Genomic DNA, 21,858 nt, shown 5'->3' with positions numbered 1-21,858 from the left:
CCGAAGAAAAGGGAAAATCCCTCTATCCGTTTCGATCGTTTTTCCAGTTCCGGCCTCCAGCAAGGGCAAAAGTCGGGATAGACGCCAGGGCCAAAACGAGAAGCCATTCCATTGCCGTAAGCGGTGTGGTGTGAAACACAGGCTGAAACAGCGGAACATAGATGACAATCAAAAGCAGCAGGACAGACGATAATACCGACATCGTAAGAAATGTATTCTCAAACGGCCTCCGATCAAAGATGGACGACGACGCCCTGCAATCAAACACATGTATCAGCTGGGCCATCACCAGAGTCGAAAAAGCAATAGTCTGTGCACGAACAAGATCCTGCGGATGCTCCCATAATGCAGTCATAAACCCAATCAGCGTGACAATACCGATTAAAAAACCACGGCTGATAATCTTTTTTCCCATGCCGTCAGCGAATATACTTTCCGATTTTGAACGCGGCGGCCTGTTCATCCCATCGCGTTCCGGTTGATCCACTCCGAGAGCCATCGCAGGCAGACCGTCTGTAATTAAATTAATCCAGAGAATCTGTATCGGAACAAGTGGCAGCGGCAGCGTGAGCATGACCGCAAACAGCATGACGAGAATTTCTCCTACATTGGAGGCCAGCATATAGCGGATAAACTTCCGGATATTGTCATAAATGTTGCGCCCCTCTCTAATTGCTGCGCGGATCGTTGAGAAATTGTCGTCCCGCAGAACAAGAGCAGCAGCTTCTTTGGCAACGTCTGTACCTGTCCGTCCCATTGCAACCCCAATGTCAGCAGCTTTCAATGCAGGTGCATCATTAACCCCGTCTCCTGTCATGGCAACGACGTGCCCTGCTTTTTGCAGTTCCTGTACGATATCGAGCTTGTCCCGTGGACTGACTCTGGCAAACACATACGTACGCTGCAGCATTTCGCGTTTCTTTTCGGGAGCTGATGTATTCCATTCTTGTCCACTCATCACCTTTCCATACTTAGGCAGAATGCCGATACTGCGGGCAACTGCTGCGGCGGTCGTTTTATGGTCTCCGGTAACCATAACCGTTTTGATACCGGCTTTGCGGCATTCCCGAACAGCGGCGGCAGCTTCAGGACGCGGGGGATCCATCATACCGGCCATGCCTGAGAATGTCAGATCCTTCTCTGCATCAGCCGCTGTTTCGATTCGTTCATGGGACGATAGAGATCTCGATGCCACTGCAATCGTACGCCAGGATTTAGAAGCCATCGTTTCAATCACCTGTTTGATTTCCTTCACGTCTCCACTGGAAAGAGGGGCGGCTCTATCCTGCTTTTGCAGACGTGTGCATTTTTTCAGCAGTACATCCGGGGCACCCTTGCTGATTACAAAGCGCTTTCCCTGCCTGTCTTTAACAAGCATCGTCATTCGTTTGCGCTCCGAATCAAAGGGAAACACCTTCTGAACCTCGTACTCTGAAAACAGATCCGGAAAAGAGATTCCCAGTTCCTGTGCCGCTTCCATTAAAGCAGTCTCTGTTGCGTCGCCGCCGCTCGTTCCGCCTTCCAGATACGTATCGACGGCGTGCTGGCTTGCAAGAACAGACTGGATGAGTAGATTTTCGCAGCGGCGCCGTTCGAATCGGTCTGTTCGCTTTTTACGCACAGCTAATCCATATTCATTCCATATTCCGGTCACCGTCATCTTATTTTCGGTAAGCGTTCCTGTTTTATCTGAACAGATGATGGAAGCACACCCCAGCGTTTCCACTGCCGGAAGATGTCGTACGATGGCATTCTGCTTAATCATACGCTGCACTCCAAGCGCCAGCACGACTGTAACAATCGCAGGCAGTCCTTCCGGTATAGCAGCGACCGCAAGCGACACACCGGAAAGAATCATCTTGTAAAACGGCTGCCCCTGTACGATACCCAGCAACACGACGAGTGCGGTTAAAATCAGTGCTCCGCTGATTAATATTTTTCCCAGGTGGGCCAGTCTCTGCTGCAGTGGTGTCTCGTTTGTCTTTGATTCTGACAGCAGATGGGCGATCTTCCCCATTTCCGTCTTCATTCCGGAAGCGACTACAACACCTTCCCCTCGTCCTTTTGTGACAAGCGTACCGGAAAACGCCATGTTCACTCTTTCTCCGATAGGGAGATCTTTATTCTCAAGCGCCGCTGCTTCTTTTTCAACCGGCTGGGACTCCCCTGTTAAAGGAGACTCTTCCGTCGTCAACCCTTGAACGTTGATCAGACGGATATCAGCGCTGATTTTGTCACCACTTCTTAATTTCACAATGTCCCCCGGCACCGCATCTTCAGAGGGGATCGTTTTCCATGATCCGCTGCGTTGAACAGTTATCATCGGGGAAGACAGCTGTTTCAGTGTATCCAGTGATTTCTCCGCTCTATTTTCCTGTACAAAGCCAAGGATTCCATTTAATAAAACAATACCAAGAATGGTAAATACATCTGCGTATTCACCCAGCAGTGCTGAAACAAGAACCGCTCCGATCAAAAGGATAATCATCATATCCTGAAACTGCTGCAGAAAAAGTTTCCATCGCGGTGTTTTTTTCTTTTCTTCAAGACGGTTCGCTCCGTGCTGTTTCTTTCTCGCCGCAGCCTCTTCGTCTGTCAGACCCGATGCTGCCGACACGTTCAGAATTCGTTCCAGTTCTTCCCGGGATTGGCTGTACCAGTTCATTCCGCTCGCTCCTTGTCGTTCAACGTATCATCACATTGTATTCAGACGAGCCGTTATTCATGCTATACTTGTGAGACAGCAGAAAGGAAGGAATGTCCGTATGTCTTTTGATGGAATCATGACGAAAGCAGCCGTTGATGAATGCAGTCATACATTTTTGAACGGCCGTATCACTAAAATAAAACAGCCTTATAAAACCGACCTGCTTCTCACCGTCCGGGCAAACCATCAGAATCATCAGGTTTTGTTATCAGCGAACCCTGGTTTTGCAAGAATGCATGTTACCGGGATGAAGATTGATAATGCCAAGGAACCCCCGATGTTCTGCATGCTGCTCCGCAAACATATCGAAGGAGGTTTTATCCGGGAAATCAGGCAGGAAGGTATGGAACGGATTGTCACCTTCGTCATCGAAGGAAAGAACGAGCTCGGGGATACTTCCATAAAACATCTCGTTGTGGAGATTATGGGAAAACACAGCAATATCATGCTCGTCGAAAAAGAGACGGGAATCATCCTCGACAGCATGAAACATCTTCCCCCGTCGGTAAACAGTTACCGTACGATCCTGCCCGGCAGAGAATACGTTCATCCCCCGGCCCAGCAAAAAGTGAATCCCCTTGAAGCCGATGAAGAGACTGTCATCCGCAAACTGGATATGAATAGGGGAAAACTGGATCAGCAGCTGGTTCAGCACTTCACGGGAATTTCTCCGCAGACAGCAAAAGAAGTGATTCACCGCTGCGGCATCGGCGCGGGAGCTGCAGCCATCGCTTCCACGTTCACGACCTTGATGAAGCAGGCAGCGGATGAAGACTACACACCTCAGATTATCGAGCAGGACGGCAAAGAATACTATTCCGTTCTGGACATCCACCACCTCGGAGGAGAACAAAAGACGTTTTCTTCCACCGGCGAAATGCTGGATCGTTTTCATTCCGGAAAGGCCGAAAGGGACCGCGTCAAACAGCGGGCTCACGATTTGGAGCGTATGCTGCGCAATGAATGGCAGAAAAACAAAAAGAAAATCAAAAAGCTCGAAGAAACGGAAAAACGGGCGGAGAATGCGCACGAAGCGCAGAAATTCGGAGAGCTTCTGACAGCAAATCTTCATATTGTCAAAGGCGGGGAAGAAGAAGTAAACGTCATGGACTATTATGATGAGAACGGCGGGACGGTAACGATTCCACTCGATCCGCAGAAAGCCCCGTCTGATAATGCACAGGCATTCTTCCGCCAGTACAACAAGGCGAAGACGTCACTTGAGATGAGCAGAAAACAGATCACTGAAGCCCGGTCCGAGATGCAGTACCTCGAACAACTCATCCAGCAGCTCGAGACCGCTGCTCCTTCTGATATTGAAGAAATCCGGGAAGAACTGTCTGAAGGCGGCTATATCAAAAAACGGCCGGAGAAAAAACGAAGAAAAAATAAACCGGCCAAACCGGTTCTCGAAAGATATACATCGTCGGACGGCGCGGAAATTCTGGTCGGCAAAAACAATAAACAGAATGAATATTTAACGTCCCGCACGGCGAACCGCGAAGATACGTGGCTTCACACAAAAGATATTCCCGGATCCCACGTTGTGATCCGGGGCAGTGATCCATCAACAGAGACACTGCTTGAAGCTGCCAACATCGCCGCCTATTTTTCGAAAGCCCGGGAATCCGGGTCCGTCCCCGTCGATTACACAAGTATTAAACACGTATGGAAACCAAATGGGTCAAAACCAGGTTTCGTTACCTATGACAACCAGTCCACTGTGTTTGTCACCCCCGACCAGGATCTGATCCTGCGCCTGCACACAAAGGAATAGAGCACATCACAAAAAACCTGACTTCCATCACAAACAGTGGAAGTCAGGTTTTTTGCACAGGTTGTTACGAATGAAACACTTCATCGGTCTGCATCCAGCTCTCGTCTTCGGGGTCCTTCTTCCAGAGACGTAGGCGCCCGGCTTCTTTGCCGCTTAAATAGTCGTTATCTAGCGCCGTTTCAATTAAAGTGCCATAGTCGGTGAGGGTTTCCCATTCAAGTCCTGCCTGCTGCAGCTGGCCTTCTCCTTTTTGAAGTCCATAGGTGAAAATGGCAGCCGTGCCGAGGACTTCGGCTCCGTTTTCAAGTAAAGCGTCCTTTACTTTAACGACACTCCCTCCGGTGGATATAAGATCCTCTACAATGACCACCTTTTGCCCGCTCTGTATTTCTCCTTCAATCCGGTTTTCCTTTCCGTGGGACTTGGAGGAACTGCGGACATAAATCATCGGCAGTTCAAGTATATCTGCAACGAGCGCGGCGTGGGCAATTCCTGCTGTTGCTGTTCCCGCCACGAGATCCGCCTGCGGATATTTCCTGCGTATCATATCCGCCAAACCTTGGGCAATGGCTTTGCGCAAAGCGGGATAAGACAAGGTCAACCGGTTGTCACAGTAGATTGGGGATTTGATGCCGGATGTCCACGTGTACGGCTCATTCGGACTTAAACTCACGGCTTCGATTTTTAATAGTTCCTCTGCCAGCCATTCTCTCATTTTAATACTCCCTCCATTGTTTCATCATCATCCGGTACGTATGAAGCGGCTCTTCTGCCAGAGTTATGCTGCGACCCGCAACAATCGCATCACTGCCGCATTCTTTTGCCCGAGCCGGCGTAACAACCCGCTTCTGGTCATCTTCTGCATCTTCTTTCAGGCGGATACCCGGAGTGACAGCCTTCATAGCCGGTGTCTGATTTTTGATAGACGGCACTTCCCACGCCGAAGAAACGACATGGTCGATCCCTGCTTCAGCGGCACCTGCTGCGTAGCGAAGAACGGATTCCTCCAATGTTCCCGGAATACCGATTTCTTTGTTCATGATGTGTTCGGTTGTGCTTGTCAACTGGGTCACTGCCGCACATGCCGGAACAGTGCTCCCTGCCGGTGTTCCTGCTTCCAGACCTTCAAGCGCCGCTTCCATCATCTTTCTTCCCCCCGCAGCGTGCACCGTTGTTAAGTCTACTTCCAGAGAAGCAAGCTGGCGGGCGGCACTTTTTACTGTATTTGGAATATCGTGCAGCTTCAAGTCAAGAAACACGCTGTGGCCTCTTTCCTTCCATGCATGAACAAGAGCCGGTCCTTCCCGGTAAAACAGCTCCATTCCGATTTTCAAAAACAACTTCTCTTCTCCAAATTTATCCAGAAACGCGCCGGCTTCTGTTTTGTTTTTAAAATCCATTGCAATAATCAGCGGATGGTTCAACGCACACCAGCCTCCTCCGCACGCAGATCATACAGATGATCCACCTGTTCGTTTTCTAAAATACCGTCCAGTTCCGCGATTAATTCAGGGCAGATAAAAGGATTCGTGAAATTAGCGGTGCCTACAGCTACCGCATCAGCACCAGCCATAATGAATTCAATAATATCTTCAGCTTCCATAATGCCGCCCATTCCAATAATGGGAAGTGTCGTCTGCTGCCGCAGGGCGTGAACCATCCGGATGGCAACCGGCTTGACCGCCGGGCCCGATAATCCGCCAGCTTGATTGGCAAGCAGCGGCCTGCCTGTTTTCCGGTCGATTTTCATTCCCGTCAGCGTGTTAATCAACGTCAAACCGTCTGCTCCTGCTTTCTCCACCACTTCGGCTATTCGTGTGATGTCACTTGTATTCGGTGACAGTTTCACATACACCGGAACGTTTGATACAGCCTTCACCCGTTCGGTCAACTCTGCTGCCAATGCGGGATCGGTACCAAAGGCAATGCCTCCTTGTTTCACGTTCGGGCACGAAATATTCAACTCCAGCGCACCAACTGCTCCGGTACTTGAAAGCGCGTCCGCCACCGCTTCATAATCTTCCATCGTACTTCCGGCAATGTTGGCAAGAAGCGGGACATCCCGGGAAGCGAGAGGTGGAAGTTTTTCCGATATCACCTTTTTTAGTCCGGGGTTCTGCAGTCCGATGGCATTCAGCATACCAGATGCTGTTTCAGCTACACGCGGCGTTTCATTCCCGTAACGTGGTTCAAGCGTCGTGGCTTTCAGTGCAACCGCACCTAGTTCGTCCAGATCGTACAGGGCTCCGATTTCTTCTCCGAATCCAAAACATCCCGACGCCGGCATGACCGGGTTTTTCATCTCAAGCCCCGGCAGACTTACTGACATTCTGCTCATAAAAGCACCTCTCCCCACGAAAATACTGGCCCGTCACTGCAGATTTTCCGGTAATCCGTTCCGTCTGTATCCTCCCGGCTGTGGCAGACACATGCCAGGCAGACGCCGAGTCCGCATCCCATTCGTTCTTCCAGTGAAATACTGCCCCGCGCTTTTGGATAAGCTGTCTCCAGAGCTTTCAGCATCGGGACGGGGCCACAGGCAAAAATCCGGTCAAAAAACAGATTTTCACCCGCTATCGCGTCTGTTACGAAACCTGCTGTGCCGTAGCTTCCATCTTCGGTCGCTACATACACATCCCCAAGCTCTCTGAATGGTTCTTCATAAAATACCGCCCCTTTATCTGAGAATCCGAGAACCGTTGTCAGCTCAATTCCTTTTTCCCGCAGATTACAGGCGGTGTCATACAGCGGCGGCACTCCGATTCCTCCGCCGGTGAGCAGTACGTGCTCCCCCGCAGGCACATCAGCTGCCGGAAAGCCGTTGCCAAGCGGCCCCATGACATCCAGCCTGCTTTCTACCGGAGCCAAGGCCAATTGGTTCGTCCCTTTCCCCTCCGCCCGGTAGACAATCGTCAACCGGCTGTTTTTTTTATCGGTTTTACAGATGCTGATCGGGCGGCGCAGCAGCATGGAATCGCTCAAAGGAGGAAGAATGTGGAGAAACTGCCCGGGACCGGCTGTCTCCTGGACAAGATCTCCCTCCAGCTCCATTTCATAAACATCACGGGCAATACGGCGGTGAGTGGTTATAATCATGTTTTCTTTTTTCATACCGTGACCCCGCCGGATGCCGGTGTCGCGCGTTTTGTCATTTCCGGTACGGCCTCGGTGGAAAAGGAGAACATTTCAAGCACCCTCAGCAGTGCATCCGCTGTATCCATTGACGTCATGCAGACTACTTCGTTTTCAACAGCTTCCCGGCGGATCCGGAAGCCATCCCGCGCCGGCTGTTTGCCTTGTGTCAATGTGTTAATGATAAACTGAGCCTGACCTTTGCGGATTACATCGAGCAGATCGGGTGAAGACTCGGATACTTTATTTACCGTCTGAGCAGGTATATCGTGTCTGCGCAGAAAATCAGCTGTTCCCTGTGTCGCAAGAAGCGTATAGCCGATGGCATGGAAACGCTGTGCCAGTTTTAATGCTTCGTCCTTGTTTTTGTCCGCCACCGTGAAAAGGACCGAACCGTGTGCGGGTATACTCATGCCTGATGCAATCAGTCCTTTATAGAGTGCTTTTTCAAGAGATGCGTCCCGTCCTATGACTTCACCTGTTGATTTCATTTCAGGTCCGAGTGAAATATCCACGCGGCGCAGTTTCGCAAAAGAAAATACCGGAACTTTCACCGATACTTCTTTTTTCTCCGGCAGCATACCGTCAGCGTATCCCTGTTCCACAAGCGTTGTACCTGCAATAGCTCTCGTTGCCGCAGCCGCAATTGGAACCCCGGTAATTTTACTTAGAAACGGTACGGTACGGCTTGCTCTTGGATTCACCTCAAGAACGTAAACATCTTCTTCATGAATGACGAACTGGATATTAAGAAGCCCTTTTATATTCAGTCCCTTGCCAATGGCCACCGTGCGCTCGACAATCTTCTGTTTGACCGCTTCACCCAGGGACCAGGTTGGATACACCGCAATCGAATCACCGGAATGGACGCCGGCTCTTTCAATATGCTCCATGATTCCTGGTATAAACACTGTCTCTCCGTCGGACACCGCATCTACTTCCACTTCTTTGCCAACCATGTAACGGTCGATCAGGACAGGGTGCTTTTCATTCACTTTCACAGCCCGCTCCATGTAAGAACACAGTTCCGTTTCATTATCAACGATTTCCATGGCTCTGCCCCCCAGCACATACGACGGACGTACAAGAACCGGGTAGCCGATATCAGATGCTATTTTCCGGGCTTCATTCGTCGACACCGCTGTTTTGCCGAGAGGCTGCGGGATGTCGAGCTCATGCAGGGTTTGTTCAAATTTATCCCGGTCCTCGGCACGGTCCATATCCTCAAGCGTCGTGCCGAGAATGGTTACACCACGCGCATGCAGTTCATCGGCCAGATTGACAGCGGTCTGCCCCCCGAACTGAACGATGACACCTTCCGGCTGTTCCAGATCCACGACGTGCATCACATCTTCCACCGTCAATGGTTCAAAATACAGCTTGTCAGACGTACTGAAGTCCGTCGATACCGTTTCCGGGTTATTATTCATGATAACCGCTTCATAGCCTTCTTCCTGCAGCGCCCATACAGCGTGCACCGTTGCGTAGTCAAATTCGATACCCTGTCCGATGCGGATCGGACCGGAACCAAGCACAAGCACAGATGGACGGCCGTTTGGGCTGCTTTCATTCTCCTGTTCATAGGTGGAATAGTAATACGGCGTTTCCGATTCAAATTCAGCGGCACACGTATCCACCATTTTATATACAGGCATGATACCTTTACGGCGGCGGAGTTCGTATACTTCTTTTTCCTGCCAGTCCCACCGTCCTGCGATTTCAGAATCAGGGAGGCCGATTTCTTTCGCGGCAGCGAGATTTTCAACATGTCCCGGCTCATATGACAGTTCTCCGCTCATTCTGACAATCCCCAGAAGTTTCTCCAGAAAGAAAGGGTCAATTCCGGTGAGATGATGCAGATGTTCGACAGTCCATGCCCTGTGAAACGCTTCTCCGATAACAAACAGGCGGTCGTCTTCGGCATGGATGAGTTTATCTGTCAGTGTTTCATCTGCGTACTCTCTGTATTCCGGGTTACACAAATGGTGTCTGCCTATCTCAAGTGAACGGATCCCTTTCATGATGGATTCTTCCATATTCCGTCCAATGGCCATGACCTCTCCTGTGGCTTTCATTTGTGTCCCAAGTTTGCGGTTGGCTGCTTCGAATTTGTCAAACGGCCAGCGCGGAATTTTGGTGACGACATAGTCAAGGGCCGGTTCAAAACTTGCGTACGTCGTTCCGGTAATGGGGTTTTTCAGTTCATCAAGACGGTAGCCTGCTGCTATTTTTGCCGCCAGCTTCGCGATCGGGTAGCCTGTTGCTTTGGATGCAAGCGCAGAAGAACGGCTCACCCGTGGATTCACCTCAATTAGATAGTACTGAAAACTGTCCGGGGACAAGGCCATCTGCACATTGCAGCCGCCTTCGATTTCAAGCGCCCGGATAACCTTCAGGGAGGCATTGCGGAGCATTTGGTATTCGCGGTCGGAAAGCGTTTGACTTGGCGCGGCGACAATCGAATCGCCGGTGTGAATACCGACCGGATCCAGGTTTTCCATATTACATACGACGATGCATTCCCCTGTTGCATCCCGCATTACTTCGTATTCAATTTCTTTGAATCCGGCTATACTTTTTTCAATGAGGCACTGTGTCACCGGGCTGTACTTCAGTCCCGTTTCCACGGTTTCGACCAGCTCTTCTTCGTTATGGACAAGACCTCCCCCGGTTCCGCCGAGTGTGTAGGCCGGACGGACAATGACCGGATAACCAATCGATTCTACAAATGTTTTTGCCTGCTCAAACGTGTTCACGATCTCACTTTCGGGTACCGGTTCATCCAGCTCCCGCATGAGAGAACGGAACACTTCCCGGTCTTCGGCTTTCTCTATGGCTTCCAGCTCTGTGCCGAGAAGGGATATACGGTGATCTTCGAGAACGCCTTCCCGGTACAGCTGCATCGCCATATTCAAACCGGTCTGACCGCCGAGCGTCGGCAGCAGCGCATCCGGTTTTTCTTTGCGTATGACCCGGATGACAAATTCAAGGCTGATCGGCTCCATATACACTTTATCGGCCATCGTTGTATCCGTCATGATGGTTGCCGGATTGGAGTTCACGAGAATAACTTCATACCCTTCTTCTTTGAGTGCCTGGCAGGCCTGGGTGCCGGCGTAATCAAACTCCGCCGCCTGCCCGATGGTGATGGGACCGGAACCGATCACTAGTATTTTCTGAATATCTGTACGTTTTGGCATGTCTCTCTCCCCTTTATACGAAAGATGTCGCTGCTTTTTCTTTGTCCATCATCTTCATAAACTCATCAAACAGGTTATTTGAGTCCTCGGGACCAGGTGACGCTTCCGGATGATACTGCACACTGAAAGCAGGATATTCATTATGCACAATACCTTCCACGGTTCCATCGTTCACATTGACATGAGTCAACTGCAGGTCTGTGCCCATCAGAGATTGTCTGTCAATCGTGTACCCATGGTTCTGGGAAGTCATATCGACCCGTCCGGTCCGTACATCTTTTACAGGATGATTGGCTCCGCGGTGACCGAATGTCAGTTTTGATGAAGAGGCGCCGCAGGCCAGACTGAGAAGCTGATGACCGAGGCAGATGCCGAAAATCGGAATATGGCCGAGTACAGCTTTCAGCGTTTCAACAGCTTCCGGCACATCTTCGGGGTCACCGGGGCCGTTACTCAGCATGATGCCGTCCGGATTCAATTCAAAAATATCTTTGGCCGGCGTGTCATAAGGCATAACAAACACGTCACATCCCCGTTGAATCAGGTTGCGGCTGATGCCGTGTTTTGCCCCGTAGTCCATCAGAACAACGCGGCGGCCGGTTCCGGGTGCATGATAGGCCGCGCGGGTCGACACTTTTTTCACTTTATTGCGTGTCGGCTGCAGCGCACGGAGTTCTTCCAATATCTCTTTTTCATCCTCTTCGACGTTGAACATCCGACCATAGAGTGTGCCGTGTTCGCGGATGATGCGCGTCAGCATCCGGGTGTCAATCCCGGACAGTGCAGGGATATCTTTATCTTTTAACCAGTCATCAAGATGGGCAGCGCTCCGGAAATTGCTTGGGTGATGAGCGGATTCTTTTACAATTAAACCGCCTGCTGCCGGGTGGAGTGTTTCAAAATCATCACGGTTAATACCGTAGTTACCGATTAAAGGATAGGTCAGAGTAACAATTTGATCACAGTAGGAAGGGTCGGATAATATTTCCTGATACCCTGTCATGCTTGTGTTAAACACTACTTCCCCTGCTGTTGGGCGCGTACTTCCGAGCGCCTCTCCTGTAAATACGCTTCCGTTTTCAAGCATCAGCTTTCGTTTCATTGATCAAGCCATCCTTTCTGTTTTTCCAGTACGTAATGCAGCACTGCCATCCTCACAAACACTCCGTTTTTCATCTGCTTAAAAATCCTGGACCTGCCGGATTCCACCAATGCATCCGCAAGTTCCACATTACGGTTGACCGGTGCCGGGTGCATGATAACAGCGCCTGGTTTCATGCGTGCCGCTTTCTCTTCATTCAAACCGAACCGTTTGTGGTATTCATCGGGACCTGCAACCATCTTGACTGTATGACGTTCATGCTGAATACGAAGCATCATCATGACATCAGCGGCTTCCACGGCTTCATCCATCGGCAGATACCGCTGGAGAAGCTCGTCACTCATCCATTCTTTCGGACCGCTCACATACACGTTCGCCCCAAGTCTTTCAAGTACCTCCAGGTTCGAACGTGCTACACGGCTGTGATAAATATCTCCGGCAATGACGATATTCACATTGGTGAAGGTGCCGAATTCCTGGCGGATTGTAAGCAGGTCCAGAAAAGACTGAGTCGGATGGTGGCCGCAGCCGTCGCCTCCATTAATGATCGGTATGTTGACGTGTCCGCGAAGTTCATCAAAAAAACGCTCCCGGCCGTGACGGATCACCACAACATCCGCTCCGATACTTTCCAGGGTCTTCACGGTATCATACAGGCTTTCTCCTTTGATGACACTGGATGTATCCGCTTCGAAATGGAGCAGATCCAGACCGAGGTTCCGCTCCGCCGCTTCAAAACTTATTTTCGTACGGGTGCTTGGTTCAAAAAAGAGGTTGGCGGCGTATAAGCGCTGCAGCGGCAGTTTTTCCGGGTTGTCGGCAAAATACTGGGCTTTTTCAAGCAGTGCATGAATGGCACTCACATCCCAGTCTTCCATCGTCAGCACGTGCGCCGGGCCGCTGTTTGTTTTCGTTTTGTCCTCAGCATCCATTCGAATCATCGGCTGTTCCTCCTTCTTTTTCGTTTCTGGAGAACGCGGGGCATTATGAGTAAGTCAGGCGGCGTCGTCTTCTTTCATGCTCTCCTCAAGGGATTCAAACATGGCACCGTTACCGAATCCGTATTGTTTTCCAGGCAGAACTGCGTTTAGAATAATACCGGTTATCGCTGCAAGGGCCATCCCCGAAATTTCAAGGTTCTCACCAATCTCGATGAAAGCACCTCCTATACCGATAACGAGTATGACAGAGACGATGATCAGATTTCGTCTTACACCAAGGTCAATTTTATTGTCTATGAGCATCCGAAGACCGGACGAGGCTATAATGCCAAACAGCAGGATGGATACCCCGCCCATCACCGCACCCGGGATACTCGCTATTAAGGCCTCCACTTTCCCGATAAATCCAAATATGATAGCAAGAACCGCTGCACCTCCAATAACGTACACACTGAAAACCCTCGTGATCGCGAGGACGCCAATATTTTCACCGTACGTTGTATTCGGCGGTCCTCCGATCAGAGAAGCCACGATCGTCGCTGCTCCGTCTCCCATGATGGAGCGGTGCAGCCCGGGTTTTTTTACGTAATTTTCGCCGGCGACTTTGCTTAGGACAAGCTGGTCGCCGATATGTTCAGCCAGCGTCACAATCGCAATCGGTGTCATGAGGAAAATAATGTTCCACGACCACTGCGGTTCAAAACCTATAAAAGGAACAACCAGATCCGGAACCCGGAACCAGGCTGCCCGTGCGATCCCGCTCATATCCACGATCCCGGCTTGAAGTGCAATCGCGTAGCCTCCCGTCAGTCCTATAAGAATCGGAATGAGATTCAGAAACCCTCTGATAAAAACAGAAACGAGAATCGTTATAGCAAGGGTCGCCAGAGCAATGCTGAAATGAAGGGCCGGTTGTACGTACTGCCCGCTCTGATCATCAAAGTTCATCGCCATCTCCACTGCTGTTCCGGCAAGGCCAAGCCCGATGACCATAATGACCGGTCCGGTGACAACGGGCGGAAGCAGATTCATCAGCCACTGTACGCCTGTCTTTTTTATAAGCAGCGCCGTAATACTGTAGACAACACCGGCTGCGAATGTCCCAATCATGACTCCTTCCGGACCCCCGAGAGCCATGGCAGATGTGACGGGCATAATAAAGGCAAACGATGATCCCAGATACGCAGGAATCTGCCCTTTGGTGATAATCAGGTAAACGAGGGTTCCAAGTCCACTCGAAAGGAGCGCAACAGCCGGGCTGAGGCCCGTCAACGCCGGAACGAGAATAGTGGCGCCGAACATGGCGAATAAATGCTGCATGCTCAGAATAAGCCATTTGTTCCATTTTGGTATGTCGTTTTTTTTCAATTTCACCTGGGTGTCTTCCATTTGTCATCTCTCCTGTTCTGGTGGTGTTCTCTTCAATGAGCAAAAAAAATCTTTGCCCGTCAGGCAAAGAGGTACAAACAGGAGGCAGGAAGACACGTCTCTCCTGCTCCATTTATACCCCTTTTCAGCCTCACTGGACTGATTTAAAGCGGGTTTAACTGCTTTTGCTTTTAATCGTCACTTCATCAAACCGGTCTGTCTCCTGCAGCTGCACGGCAATGATTTCTTCTTTGGATGTAGGGATGTTTTTCCCAACATAATCCGGGCGGACCGGAAGTTCCCGGTGTCCCCTGTCAATAAGCACCGCCAGTTGAATGTGAGCGGGCCTTCCGAGGTCCATGACCGCATCCATGGCGGCTCTTACTGTACGGCCGGTGTACAGAACATCATCCACCAGGATGATTTTCTTATCTTTAATATCCACCGGGATATCCGTTCCCCGAAGCTCCGGCTCCCCTTCACCGGACCGGTATGTTAAATCATCCCGGTACAACGTAATATCCGCCTCACCGACAGGTACTGCATTTCCTTCAATCCGTTCAATGTTTGCAGCTATACGATTGGCAATGTAAATGCCTCTTGTTTTAATACCGACGAGCACGCATTCTTCCACGCCTTTATTTTTTTCAATAATTTCGTGCGAAATCCGTGTTAATGCCCGCCGCACCGCCTGTTCATCCAGTAACGTCCGATCTTCGCCCATTCATCCCACAACCTTTTTTCTTCCGAAACATTTTGTCATAAAAAAATCCTCCCGCCCGTTTAGGTGAGAGGATGTTCGACCGTTTTTGATACACCACCCCTGTTAAAAAAGGGGGTGGCAGCCGTTTCCTTCCCAGCCTCACAGGACTGTCTTTAAAGGACTTTCATATCGTTTGTATAGATTATGTCAGATTATGCTTTCAGGGTCAATCCTTTTTTCGAAGATCTTCAAGCATTACGTTCATTTCTTCAGGAAGTGGTGCTTCCCAGTTCATCCATTCTTCATGCACCGGATGAATCAGAGAAAGGCCTGAAGCATGGAGAGCCTGACTGCTGAGGCCGGTCGTTTTTTTCCGGGTATATTTTGGATCTCCTGCAGCCGGGTGACCAATATAGGAGAAGTGAACCCTGATCTGATGCGTTCTTCCGGTTTCAAGACGGCACTCCACCATGGTAAACTCCTCGAAACGCTCCATCACCCGGAAGTGAGTGACCGCATCTTTGGAATGATAATCTGTAACCGCCATTCTTTGACGATCACCGGTATCCCTCCCGATAGGAGCTTCAATGACCCCGGTGTCATGCACAATACTCCCGTGCACAATCGCTTGATACACCCGCTTCATCTGCTTTTCCTGAAGCTGAGCGGCAAGGTGCAGATGAGCGTTGTCATTTTTAGCGCAGACCATAAGTCCCGACGTATCCTTGTCAAGACGGTGGACAATACCCGGCCTCTCTTCGCCATTTACAGAAGATAACGTCGTGCAGTGATGAAGCAAAGCATTTACAAGAGTGCCGCCACGATGACCCGGAGCTGGATGAACGACCATACCTTTTGGCTTATTGATAACGATGATATCTTCATCTTCATGATAAATATCAAGCGGCAGTGATTCCGGAAGCAGCGGATTCTCTTCTTCTTCTTTTTCATTGACTTCCACCTTATCGCCGTCCCGGAGAATATAATTGCTTTTCACAACGTTTTGATTGACAAGAATCTTCTCTTCGCCGGCCCACTGCTGTACTTTCGTTCTTGACCAGCCACTGCCGGATCCGGCCAGAAATTTGTCAATCCGGGTTCCGGCGTCTTCCTTTGTTACCTGCCATGTGTGATAATTATCCATGTTTTTCTTTCCTCTTTTCTTTCCAGTCATCTGCCGCCATTTTCACGATGAGCATGAACACCCCGGTGACAAGAGCGGAGTCAGCGATATTAAATATCGGATAATTGTACGAGAAAATGTAGACATTAAAGAAGTCCACCACTTCCCCGAAAAGCACCCGGTCAATAAAGTTACCGAGCGCTCCTCCGAGAATAAGCGCCAGGGGAATGCCGTACCATTTACTCTGCATGCCGTACCGGTGCAGATAATAGATGATGAAAACAGCCACAATCACCGTTACGATGTAAAACAGCCACATCTGTCCCTGAAGCATGCCAAAAGCAGCTCCTGAGTTACGGTGGGATGTCAAATAGAAAAACCCCTGAATAACCTCTATACTTTCTGCCACATCCATATACTGAACGATAAGCCATTTCATCAGCTGGTCGACCGCAATGGTAAACAGCGCCAGTCCATAATATAACAACTTTTTCATATTTATTGGAACACCTGCTTTTCTTCAGCCGCATGCGGCCGAAACATTAGTCGGCTGTATTGACATGACTGTAATGATTTTTAACAATATCGGCACACTTGCTGCACAGACCAGGGTGATCCGGATCGCTGCCGACATCTGTCCGCACCGTCCAGCACCGTTCACACGTCTCACCTTCAGCCGGATGCACCTCAACAGCGGTATGTTCGAAATGCTCGGCGGAATCGGGCGCCGCTTCTTTTGCGTCTGCAAGATGAGCTTTAGAAACGATGAACAGTTGTTCCAGGTTTTCTTCTGACAAAAACGGATATACATTATTTCCGGCATAAATGGTAACAGCGGCTGTTAGTGACTTGCCGATTTCCTTGTTGTTTCTGGCCTCTTCCAGCGCCTTTAATACCTCGTCACGGATTTCCATAAGGGTATCCCATTTACGTCTCAGTTCTTCGTTCCCCTGTTTTTTGACAGGTTCGGGCATATCCGTCAGCTGCGGCGTTGACGCTTCTGTTCCCGGAATATACTCCCACACTTCATCAGCTGTGTGCGGCATGATGGGCGCTGACAACTGCACAAGGGCAACTAACGTGTCATACATGACCGTCTGGAAAGCACGCCGCGACGAATCATTTTCCGGGCGGATATAAAGCGTGTCTTTGGCAATATCCATATAGAAGGAACTTAAGTCAATCGTGCAGAAATTATGGAGAGTGTGATACACATGCGCAAATTCATACTGATCGTATCCACGCTTGGTTTTTTCCACCAGGTCATTCAGGCGGAGCTTCATGTAGCGGTCCAGTTCGGACAGTTCTTCCTCAGGAACACGGTTCGCGCCTGGATCAAAATCCTGGAGATTACCGAGCAGAAAACGGAAAGTGTTTCTCATTTTCCTGTATACTTCAGCGACCTGTTTCAGTATCTCATCTGAGATGCGTACATCCGCCTGATAGTCGACCGAAGCCGTCCACATCCTTAAAATGTCAGCTCCAAGCTGCTTCATAATATCGTTTGGCACCATCACGTTACCGAGTGATTTACTCATCTTCCGACCGTAGCCGTCCAAAGCAAAACCGTGACTGATGATCATATCGTAGGGAGATGCACCATTTGTCGCCACACTGGTCGTCAGTGATGAGTTGAACCAGCCTCTGTATTGATCGGACCCCTCGAGATAAACATCCGCAGGGCGTTTTAGTTCCTCCCGTTCTTCGAGCACCGCTTCATGGGATGAACCACTGTCAAACCAGACATCCATAATGTCCATTTCTCTTGTGAACCCGCCGTTTGGACTTTTTTCCGACGTGTAGCCGTCCGGCAGGAGGTCGTTTGTCTCCCATTCAAACCAGATATTCGACCCGTGTTCCCGGAACAAACGGGATACGTGCTGAATCGTTTCGTCGGTAACAATTTCGGTGCCGTCTTCCTCATAAAAGACCGGAATCGGCACGCCCCACGCACGCTGTCTGGAAATGCACCAGTCCCCGCGGTCTCTGACCATGTTGTAAAGACGGGTCTCTCCCCATTTAGGCAGCCATGTCACGCCGTTTACAGCTTCAAGCAGTTCACTGCGTACATCCTCAATGGAGGCGAACCACTGAGCGGTCGCCCGGAATATAACCGGCTTCTTTGTACGCCAATCGTGGGGATACGCATGCGTAATGAAAGTAAGTTTCAGCAGTGATCCAACTTCATCAAGCTTTTCGGTGATAGGTTTATTGGCATGATCGTAGAATTCACCTTCAAATCCAGGTGCTTCTTCCGTGAAGTACCCTTTGTCATCTACCGGACAGAGAGTTTCCAGACCGTAATGCTGGGCAATCCTGTAGTCATCTTCCCCGTGTCCCGGAGCGGTATGCACGCAGCCCGTTCCTGCATCAAGAGACACATGGTCTCCGAGAATGACGATGGAATCGCGGCCGTATATCGGATGCGTTGCTGTCAGATGCTCGAGTTCTTTCCCCTTTACTGTCTGCAGAATCTGAGGGCTGTCCCACTCCAGTTCCGTTTCCAGATTTTCCACGAGATCACGCGCAACGATATACTTCGCTTCCTGCACCTGTACAACGGCGTAGTCCAGCTCCGGATGAACAGCTACGGCCAGATTGGCCGGGATGGTCCATGGAGTGGTTGTCCAGATTATAAACTGTTCATCTCCATCCAGAACCCGGCCGCCGTCTTTCACATCAAATGCTGCATAAATGGACGGTGATTTTTTATCATGGTATTCAATTTCTGCTTCAGCCAGTGCTGATTCTGAAGAAGGAGACCAAAATACAGGTTTTTGTCCTTTATAGATATATCCTCGTTTCGCCATTTCTCCAAAAACCTGAATCTGCCGGGCTTCGTATTCTTTGTTAAGGGTGATATAAGGATTGTCCCAGTCCCCGCGCACACCGAGACGCTTAAACTGACTGCGCTGCCGGTCGAGCTGATTCATCGCATATTCTTCGCAGGCTTTCCGGAATTCTGCCGTCGACATCTTTTTGCGGTCCACTTTTTTGTTTTTTGTCAGCGCCGTTTCAATAGGGAGGCCGTGGGTATCCCATCCGGGAACATAAGGAGCATGGTACCCGTTCATCGATTTATACCGTACAATAATATCTTTTAGTATTTTGTTCAGAGCGTGGCCCATATGAATGTCGCCGTTTGCATAAGGCGGCCCGTCATGAAGTACAAAGAGCGGCCGTCCTTTCGTCCGTTCCTGAACCTTTTCATACATGTTTTCCTCTTCCCACTGTTTCTGTCGTTCCGGCTCTTTATTGGGAAGGTTTCCTTTCATCGGGAATTTTGTCTTCGGCATTAATAATGTTTCTTTATAGCTCATGATTCATCCTCCTATTGTATTCTCATGCCGCCTGTAACCATTTGGGAGCATGTACTTCTCTAAGAAAACGGTGCAAAAAAACCTTCCCGCCCCTGTAAAGGGACGAGAAGGCCCGCGGTACCACCCTGATTGTATGACGGATCTCAGCATCCATCATCCTCTTGATTCGGTATAACGGCCGAAAGCCGCCTCACGCCTCCTTTATTCGGCGCGGGAACTCCAGGGTGATGTCCATAAATGAGACCGCTGCTGTGCTCCCACCATCCACAGTTCGCTGAACCAAGCGGTTTCTGTCATCAGGCACGTCCCTTTCTTCGTTGAGATGACTATTGTTTTATTGTAAAAGTATAGAACAGATGAGATCTTTTAGTCAACCTGTCTGGATTCCCCGGTGTGTACACTTTCCCGGCTTTCTTCTTCATTTTCGGTGTCCACTACCTCATCCCAGTCTTCGTTATGCAGCATCTCAAGCTGGGCCTCGATGAGCATTTTGAAACGAGTACGGTATACGGACGCCTGTTTCTTCAGCTCTTCAATTTCAAGTTCAATCTTTCTCGATTTATTCAGGGCATCATTTATGATGCGGTCGGCATTTTTCTCGGCTTCCTTAATGATGAGCTGGGATTCTTTCTGGGCATTACGCTTCACTTCTTCAGCAGACTCCTGCGCGACCAGAATGGATTTGTTCAACGTTTCTTCAATGTTGGAGAAATGCTCTAATCTTTCTTCCAGTTCATTTACTTTCGTAAACAGCTCATTTTTTTCCTGCATGACACTTTCATAATCTTTAATGACCTGATCGAGAAACTCATTCACTTCATCTTCATCATAACCCCGGAACCCTCTTGTAAATTCTTTATTATGAATATCGAGTGGTGTTAATGGCAAACTACCGCACCTCCTGCTATCCTTCTGTTAATTATGTCTTCCTGTGATATAATCTTCGACAGCATCTGTCTTTTTCCTGCTTTACGTGTTTGTGTTATCTGTTTTTGTTCCGTACGTAATCCGGATCCGCTGCTTTTTTGTTTCTCCTGCTGAGTCGATGAATTTTCTTCTTCCTTTCCCCCGTACCGAGATATAATCCCCGGGCTCTAAAGTAAAAGAAGGCTTATCTTCGGTTCTCCAGTTGACTTTCACTCTGCCCTTTTCTATAAAAGGCAGAGCCTTGCTGCGTGAGAGCTGATACATGCCTGCAACCATGACATCCAGGCGCAGCGAGGAAACCGTCGTATGTACTTCCTCCCAGTGATCTTCCATCGGCAGCATCTCTGAAAGGGGGAGAAGTTCGGTTCGTACGGAAGCTTTGCCAACCTGTTCGAGATTCATCTCAATATACAGCGAGACGTCACCCGCGGCCGTAAAATGAAAAATCCCATCGCCTTTCACAATATCCCCGTATTTCTCACGTTTGAGGCCCAGACCTGTCAAAGACCCCAGTACATCAGGATGAGAAAGCGACACAAACTTTTGCGGGTAGGTGATTTGAAACAGGTGGATGTCAAAATCCCCCTCGTTGATTTCTTCATAAAACGGATAAAGGAGCGCTCTTTTCCGCTCACAGTGTTCCTGCCCTCCCCAAAAAGATAAATAGACGACCTCATCCCGGCCGACAATGGAAGCCAGAATATCTTGTTCCCTTGGATTCAGAAAACCGGTCAGTCTGCGCTGATACATCGTTTCGACCGTGTTTTTCCATTCCAGCGCCTGCTCGACAAACGGATGCTCTTCTTTGCGGAAATGTTCAAGTACCGGCATCATCTAAAAAAACAACGCCATTACACCGAATCTTGCGAAATGCAGGGCTACAATGGCAACAATCGGCGAAATATCTATCATACCGAGCGGCGGTATAATGCGGCGGAATGGTTCGAGATACGGTTCCACGACAGACCCCAGTATTTTTCCGATAGATGATTCCCGGGCGTTGGGGAACCAGGACAACAGGATGTAAATAATGATGAGATACGAATATATCTGCATCCCATTCAGCAGCAGAGTTCCTATGATTTGCATGCGGGGCATTCTCCTTTATTTATTATTAATCCTGTGGATATAATATTTCAGAAATATCACCGGAAACATCTACATTATCCGGTGTACACAAAAAGTTGCTGGGGCCGATTTTTTGAATCTCCCCTCCTACAGCATAAACAGTGCCGCTCAGAAAATCAACGATTCTTCTGGCCTGCTGGGAATCGACCCGCTGCAGATTAATAATGACCGATTTCCGGTTTTTCAGGTGATCGGCAATCTCCTGGGCTTCGTCATATTCACGCGGTTCCATCAGAATCACTTTGGAAGACTGCTGTACGCTTTGCAGACTCACCACATTCCCGCCTTTTTCCTCTTTCCCGGAATCTGTCCGTTCCTTTTCAGACGGACGCTCCACCTCTTCTTCCACGACGTCGTCTTCGAGTTCAAAAAAACGTTTAAATTTGGACTTGAAGCTCATCGGCTTTCCTCCTTGATGGTCCGGTCTCCG

18 protein-coding genes are annotated in these 21,858 nt (G+C 49.6%); 1 reads left to right on the top strand and 17 read right to left on the bottom strand.

Annotation, left to right across the window (positions count from 1 at the left end; translation table 11 throughout):
- Nucleotides 1-22: 22 nt before the first annotated feature.
- The gene (locus tag BM058_RS03075; RefSeq protein WP_090925558.1) at nt 23-2,665 is read right to left on the bottom strand and encodes a calcium-translocating P-type ATPase, PMCA-type; all 2,643 of its coding nucleotides are present in this window, start codon (nt 2,663-2,665) and stop codon (nt 23-25) included.
- A 100-nt stretch (nt 2,666-2,765) separates the two neighbouring features.
- On the opposite strand from BM058_RS03075, the gene BM058_RS03070 reads away from it, so the two are divergent.
- Nucleotides 2,766-4,484 (top strand): Rqc2 family fibronectin-binding protein, encoded by a 1,719-nt coding sequence (locus tag BM058_RS03070; RefSeq protein ID WP_090925557.1) that lies wholly within the window; start codon nt 2,766-2,768, stop codon nt 4,482-4,484.
- A 64-nt stretch (nt 4,485-4,548) separates the two neighbouring features.
- Here BM058_RS03070 and pyrE read toward each other — a convergent pair whose 3' ends face one another.
- The 16 genes from pyrE to BM058_RS02990 all read right to left on the bottom strand — a co-directional run bounded on the left by pyrE (nt 4,549) and on the right by BM058_RS02990 (nt 21,828).
- Nucleotides 4,549-5,199 carry an orotate phosphoribosyltransferase gene (pyrE, locus tag BM058_RS03065; RefSeq protein ID WP_090925556.1) on the bottom strand — a complete coding sequence of 217 codons (651 nt, stop codon included), beginning with the start codon at nt 5,197-5,199 and terminating at the stop codon, nt 4,549-4,551.
- Between the two features lies 1 nt (nt 5,200).
- A complete protein-coding gene (gene pyrF / locus BM058_RS03060; RefSeq protein WP_090925555.1) occupies nt 5,201-5,908 on the bottom strand; it encodes an orotidine-5'-phosphate decarboxylase in 708 nt (235 codons plus the stop codon).
- Nucleotides 5,905-6,822, bottom strand: coding sequence for a dihydroorotate dehydrogenase (locus BM058_RS03055; RefSeq protein ID WP_090925554.1), 918 nt, complete (start codon nt 6,820-6,822; stop codon nt 5,905-5,907). The genes pyrF and BM058_RS03055 overlap by 4 nt, the downstream gene beginning before the upstream one ends.
- Nucleotides 6,819-7,595, bottom strand: coding sequence for a dihydroorotate dehydrogenase electron transfer subunit (locus BM058_RS03050; RefSeq protein WP_090925553.1), 777 nt, complete (start codon nt 7,593-7,595; stop codon nt 6,819-6,821). Before BM058_RS03050 ends, BM058_RS03055 begins: the two co-directional genes overlap by 4 nt.
- Nucleotides 7,592-10,816, bottom strand: coding sequence for a carbamoyl-phosphate synthase large subunit (carB, locus tag BM058_RS03045; protein ID WP_090925552.1), 3,225 nt, complete (start codon nt 10,814-10,816; stop codon nt 7,592-7,594). The genes BM058_RS03050 and carB overlap by 4 nt, the downstream gene beginning before the upstream one ends.
- Nucleotides 10,817-10,829: 13 nt before the next feature.
- Nucleotides 10,830-11,918, bottom strand: a complete 1,089-nt coding sequence (locus BM058_RS03040) for a carbamoyl phosphate synthase small subunit (RefSeq protein ID WP_090925551.1) — start codon at nt 11,916-11,918, stop codon at nt 10,830-10,832.
- The gene (locus BM058_RS03035; protein WP_090925598.1) at nt 11,915-12,850 is read right to left on the bottom strand and encodes an aspartate carbamoyltransferase catalytic subunit; all 936 of its coding nucleotides are present in this window, start codon (nt 12,848-12,850) and stop codon (nt 11,915-11,917) included. Before BM058_RS03035 ends, BM058_RS03040 begins: the two co-directional genes overlap by 4 nt.
- Nucleotides 12,851-12,913: 63 nt before the next feature.
- Entirely contained in the window at nt 12,914-14,248 is a 1,335-nt protein-coding gene (locus BM058_RS03030) for a uracil-xanthine permease family protein (RefSeq protein ID WP_090925550.1), read from the bottom strand.
- A gap of 154 nt (nt 14,249-14,402) precedes the next feature.
- A complete protein-coding gene (gene pyrR / locus BM058_RS03025) occupies nt 14,403-14,951 on the bottom strand; it encodes a bifunctional pyr operon transcriptional regulator/uracil phosphoribosyltransferase PyrR (RefSeq protein WP_090925549.1) in 549 nt (182 codons plus the stop codon).
- 205 nt (nt 14,952-15,156) lie between these two features.
- Nucleotides 15,157-16,074, bottom strand: coding sequence for an RluA family pseudouridine synthase (locus BM058_RS03020; RefSeq protein ID WP_090925548.1), 918 nt, complete (start codon nt 16,072-16,074; stop codon nt 15,157-15,159).
- Complete coding sequence (lspA, locus tag BM058_RS03015) at nt 16,067-16,555, bottom strand: signal peptidase II (RefSeq protein ID WP_281244664.1); 489 nt, start codon at nt 16,553-16,555, stop codon at nt 16,067-16,069. The genes BM058_RS03020 and lspA overlap by 8 nt, the downstream gene beginning before the upstream one ends.
- 40 nt (nt 16,556-16,595) lie before the next feature.
- Nucleotides 16,596-19,373, bottom strand: coding sequence for an isoleucine--tRNA ligase (gene ileS / locus BM058_RS03010; protein ID WP_090925547.1), 2,778 nt, complete (start codon nt 19,371-19,373; stop codon nt 16,596-16,598).
- A gap of 366 nt (nt 19,374-19,739) precedes the next feature.
- The gene (locus tag BM058_RS03005) at nt 19,740-20,261 is read right to left on the bottom strand and encodes a DivIVA domain-containing protein (protein ID WP_090925546.1); all 522 of its coding nucleotides are present in this window, start codon (nt 20,259-20,261) and stop codon (nt 19,740-19,742) included.
- Between the two features lie 81 nt (nt 20,262-20,342).
- A complete protein-coding gene (locus BM058_RS03000) occupies nt 20,343-21,134 on the bottom strand; it encodes a YlmH family RNA-binding protein (protein WP_245736804.1) in 792 nt (263 codons plus the stop codon).
- On the bottom strand, nt 21,135-21,389 hold the full coding sequence (locus tag BM058_RS02995; RefSeq protein WP_090925545.1) for a YggT family protein: 255 nt from the start codon (nt 21,387-21,389) through the stop codon (nt 21,135-21,137).
- A gap of 25 nt (nt 21,390-21,414) precedes the next feature.
- The gene (locus BM058_RS02990; RefSeq protein WP_090925544.1) at nt 21,415-21,828 is read right to left on the bottom strand and encodes a cell division protein SepF; all 414 of its coding nucleotides are present in this window, start codon (nt 21,826-21,828) and stop codon (nt 21,415-21,417) included.
- Nucleotides 21,829-21,858: the final 30 nt, after the last annotated feature.

It is taken from the genome of Salibacterium qingdaonense (assembly GCF_900114715.1).
GTDB classification, from domain to species: domain Bacteria; phylum Bacillota; class Bacilli; order Bacillales; family Marinococcaceae; genus Salibacterium; species Salibacterium qingdaonense.
Note: the sequence above shows the minus strand (reverse complement) of the source record. Positions and strands in the feature narration are given on the sequence as shown.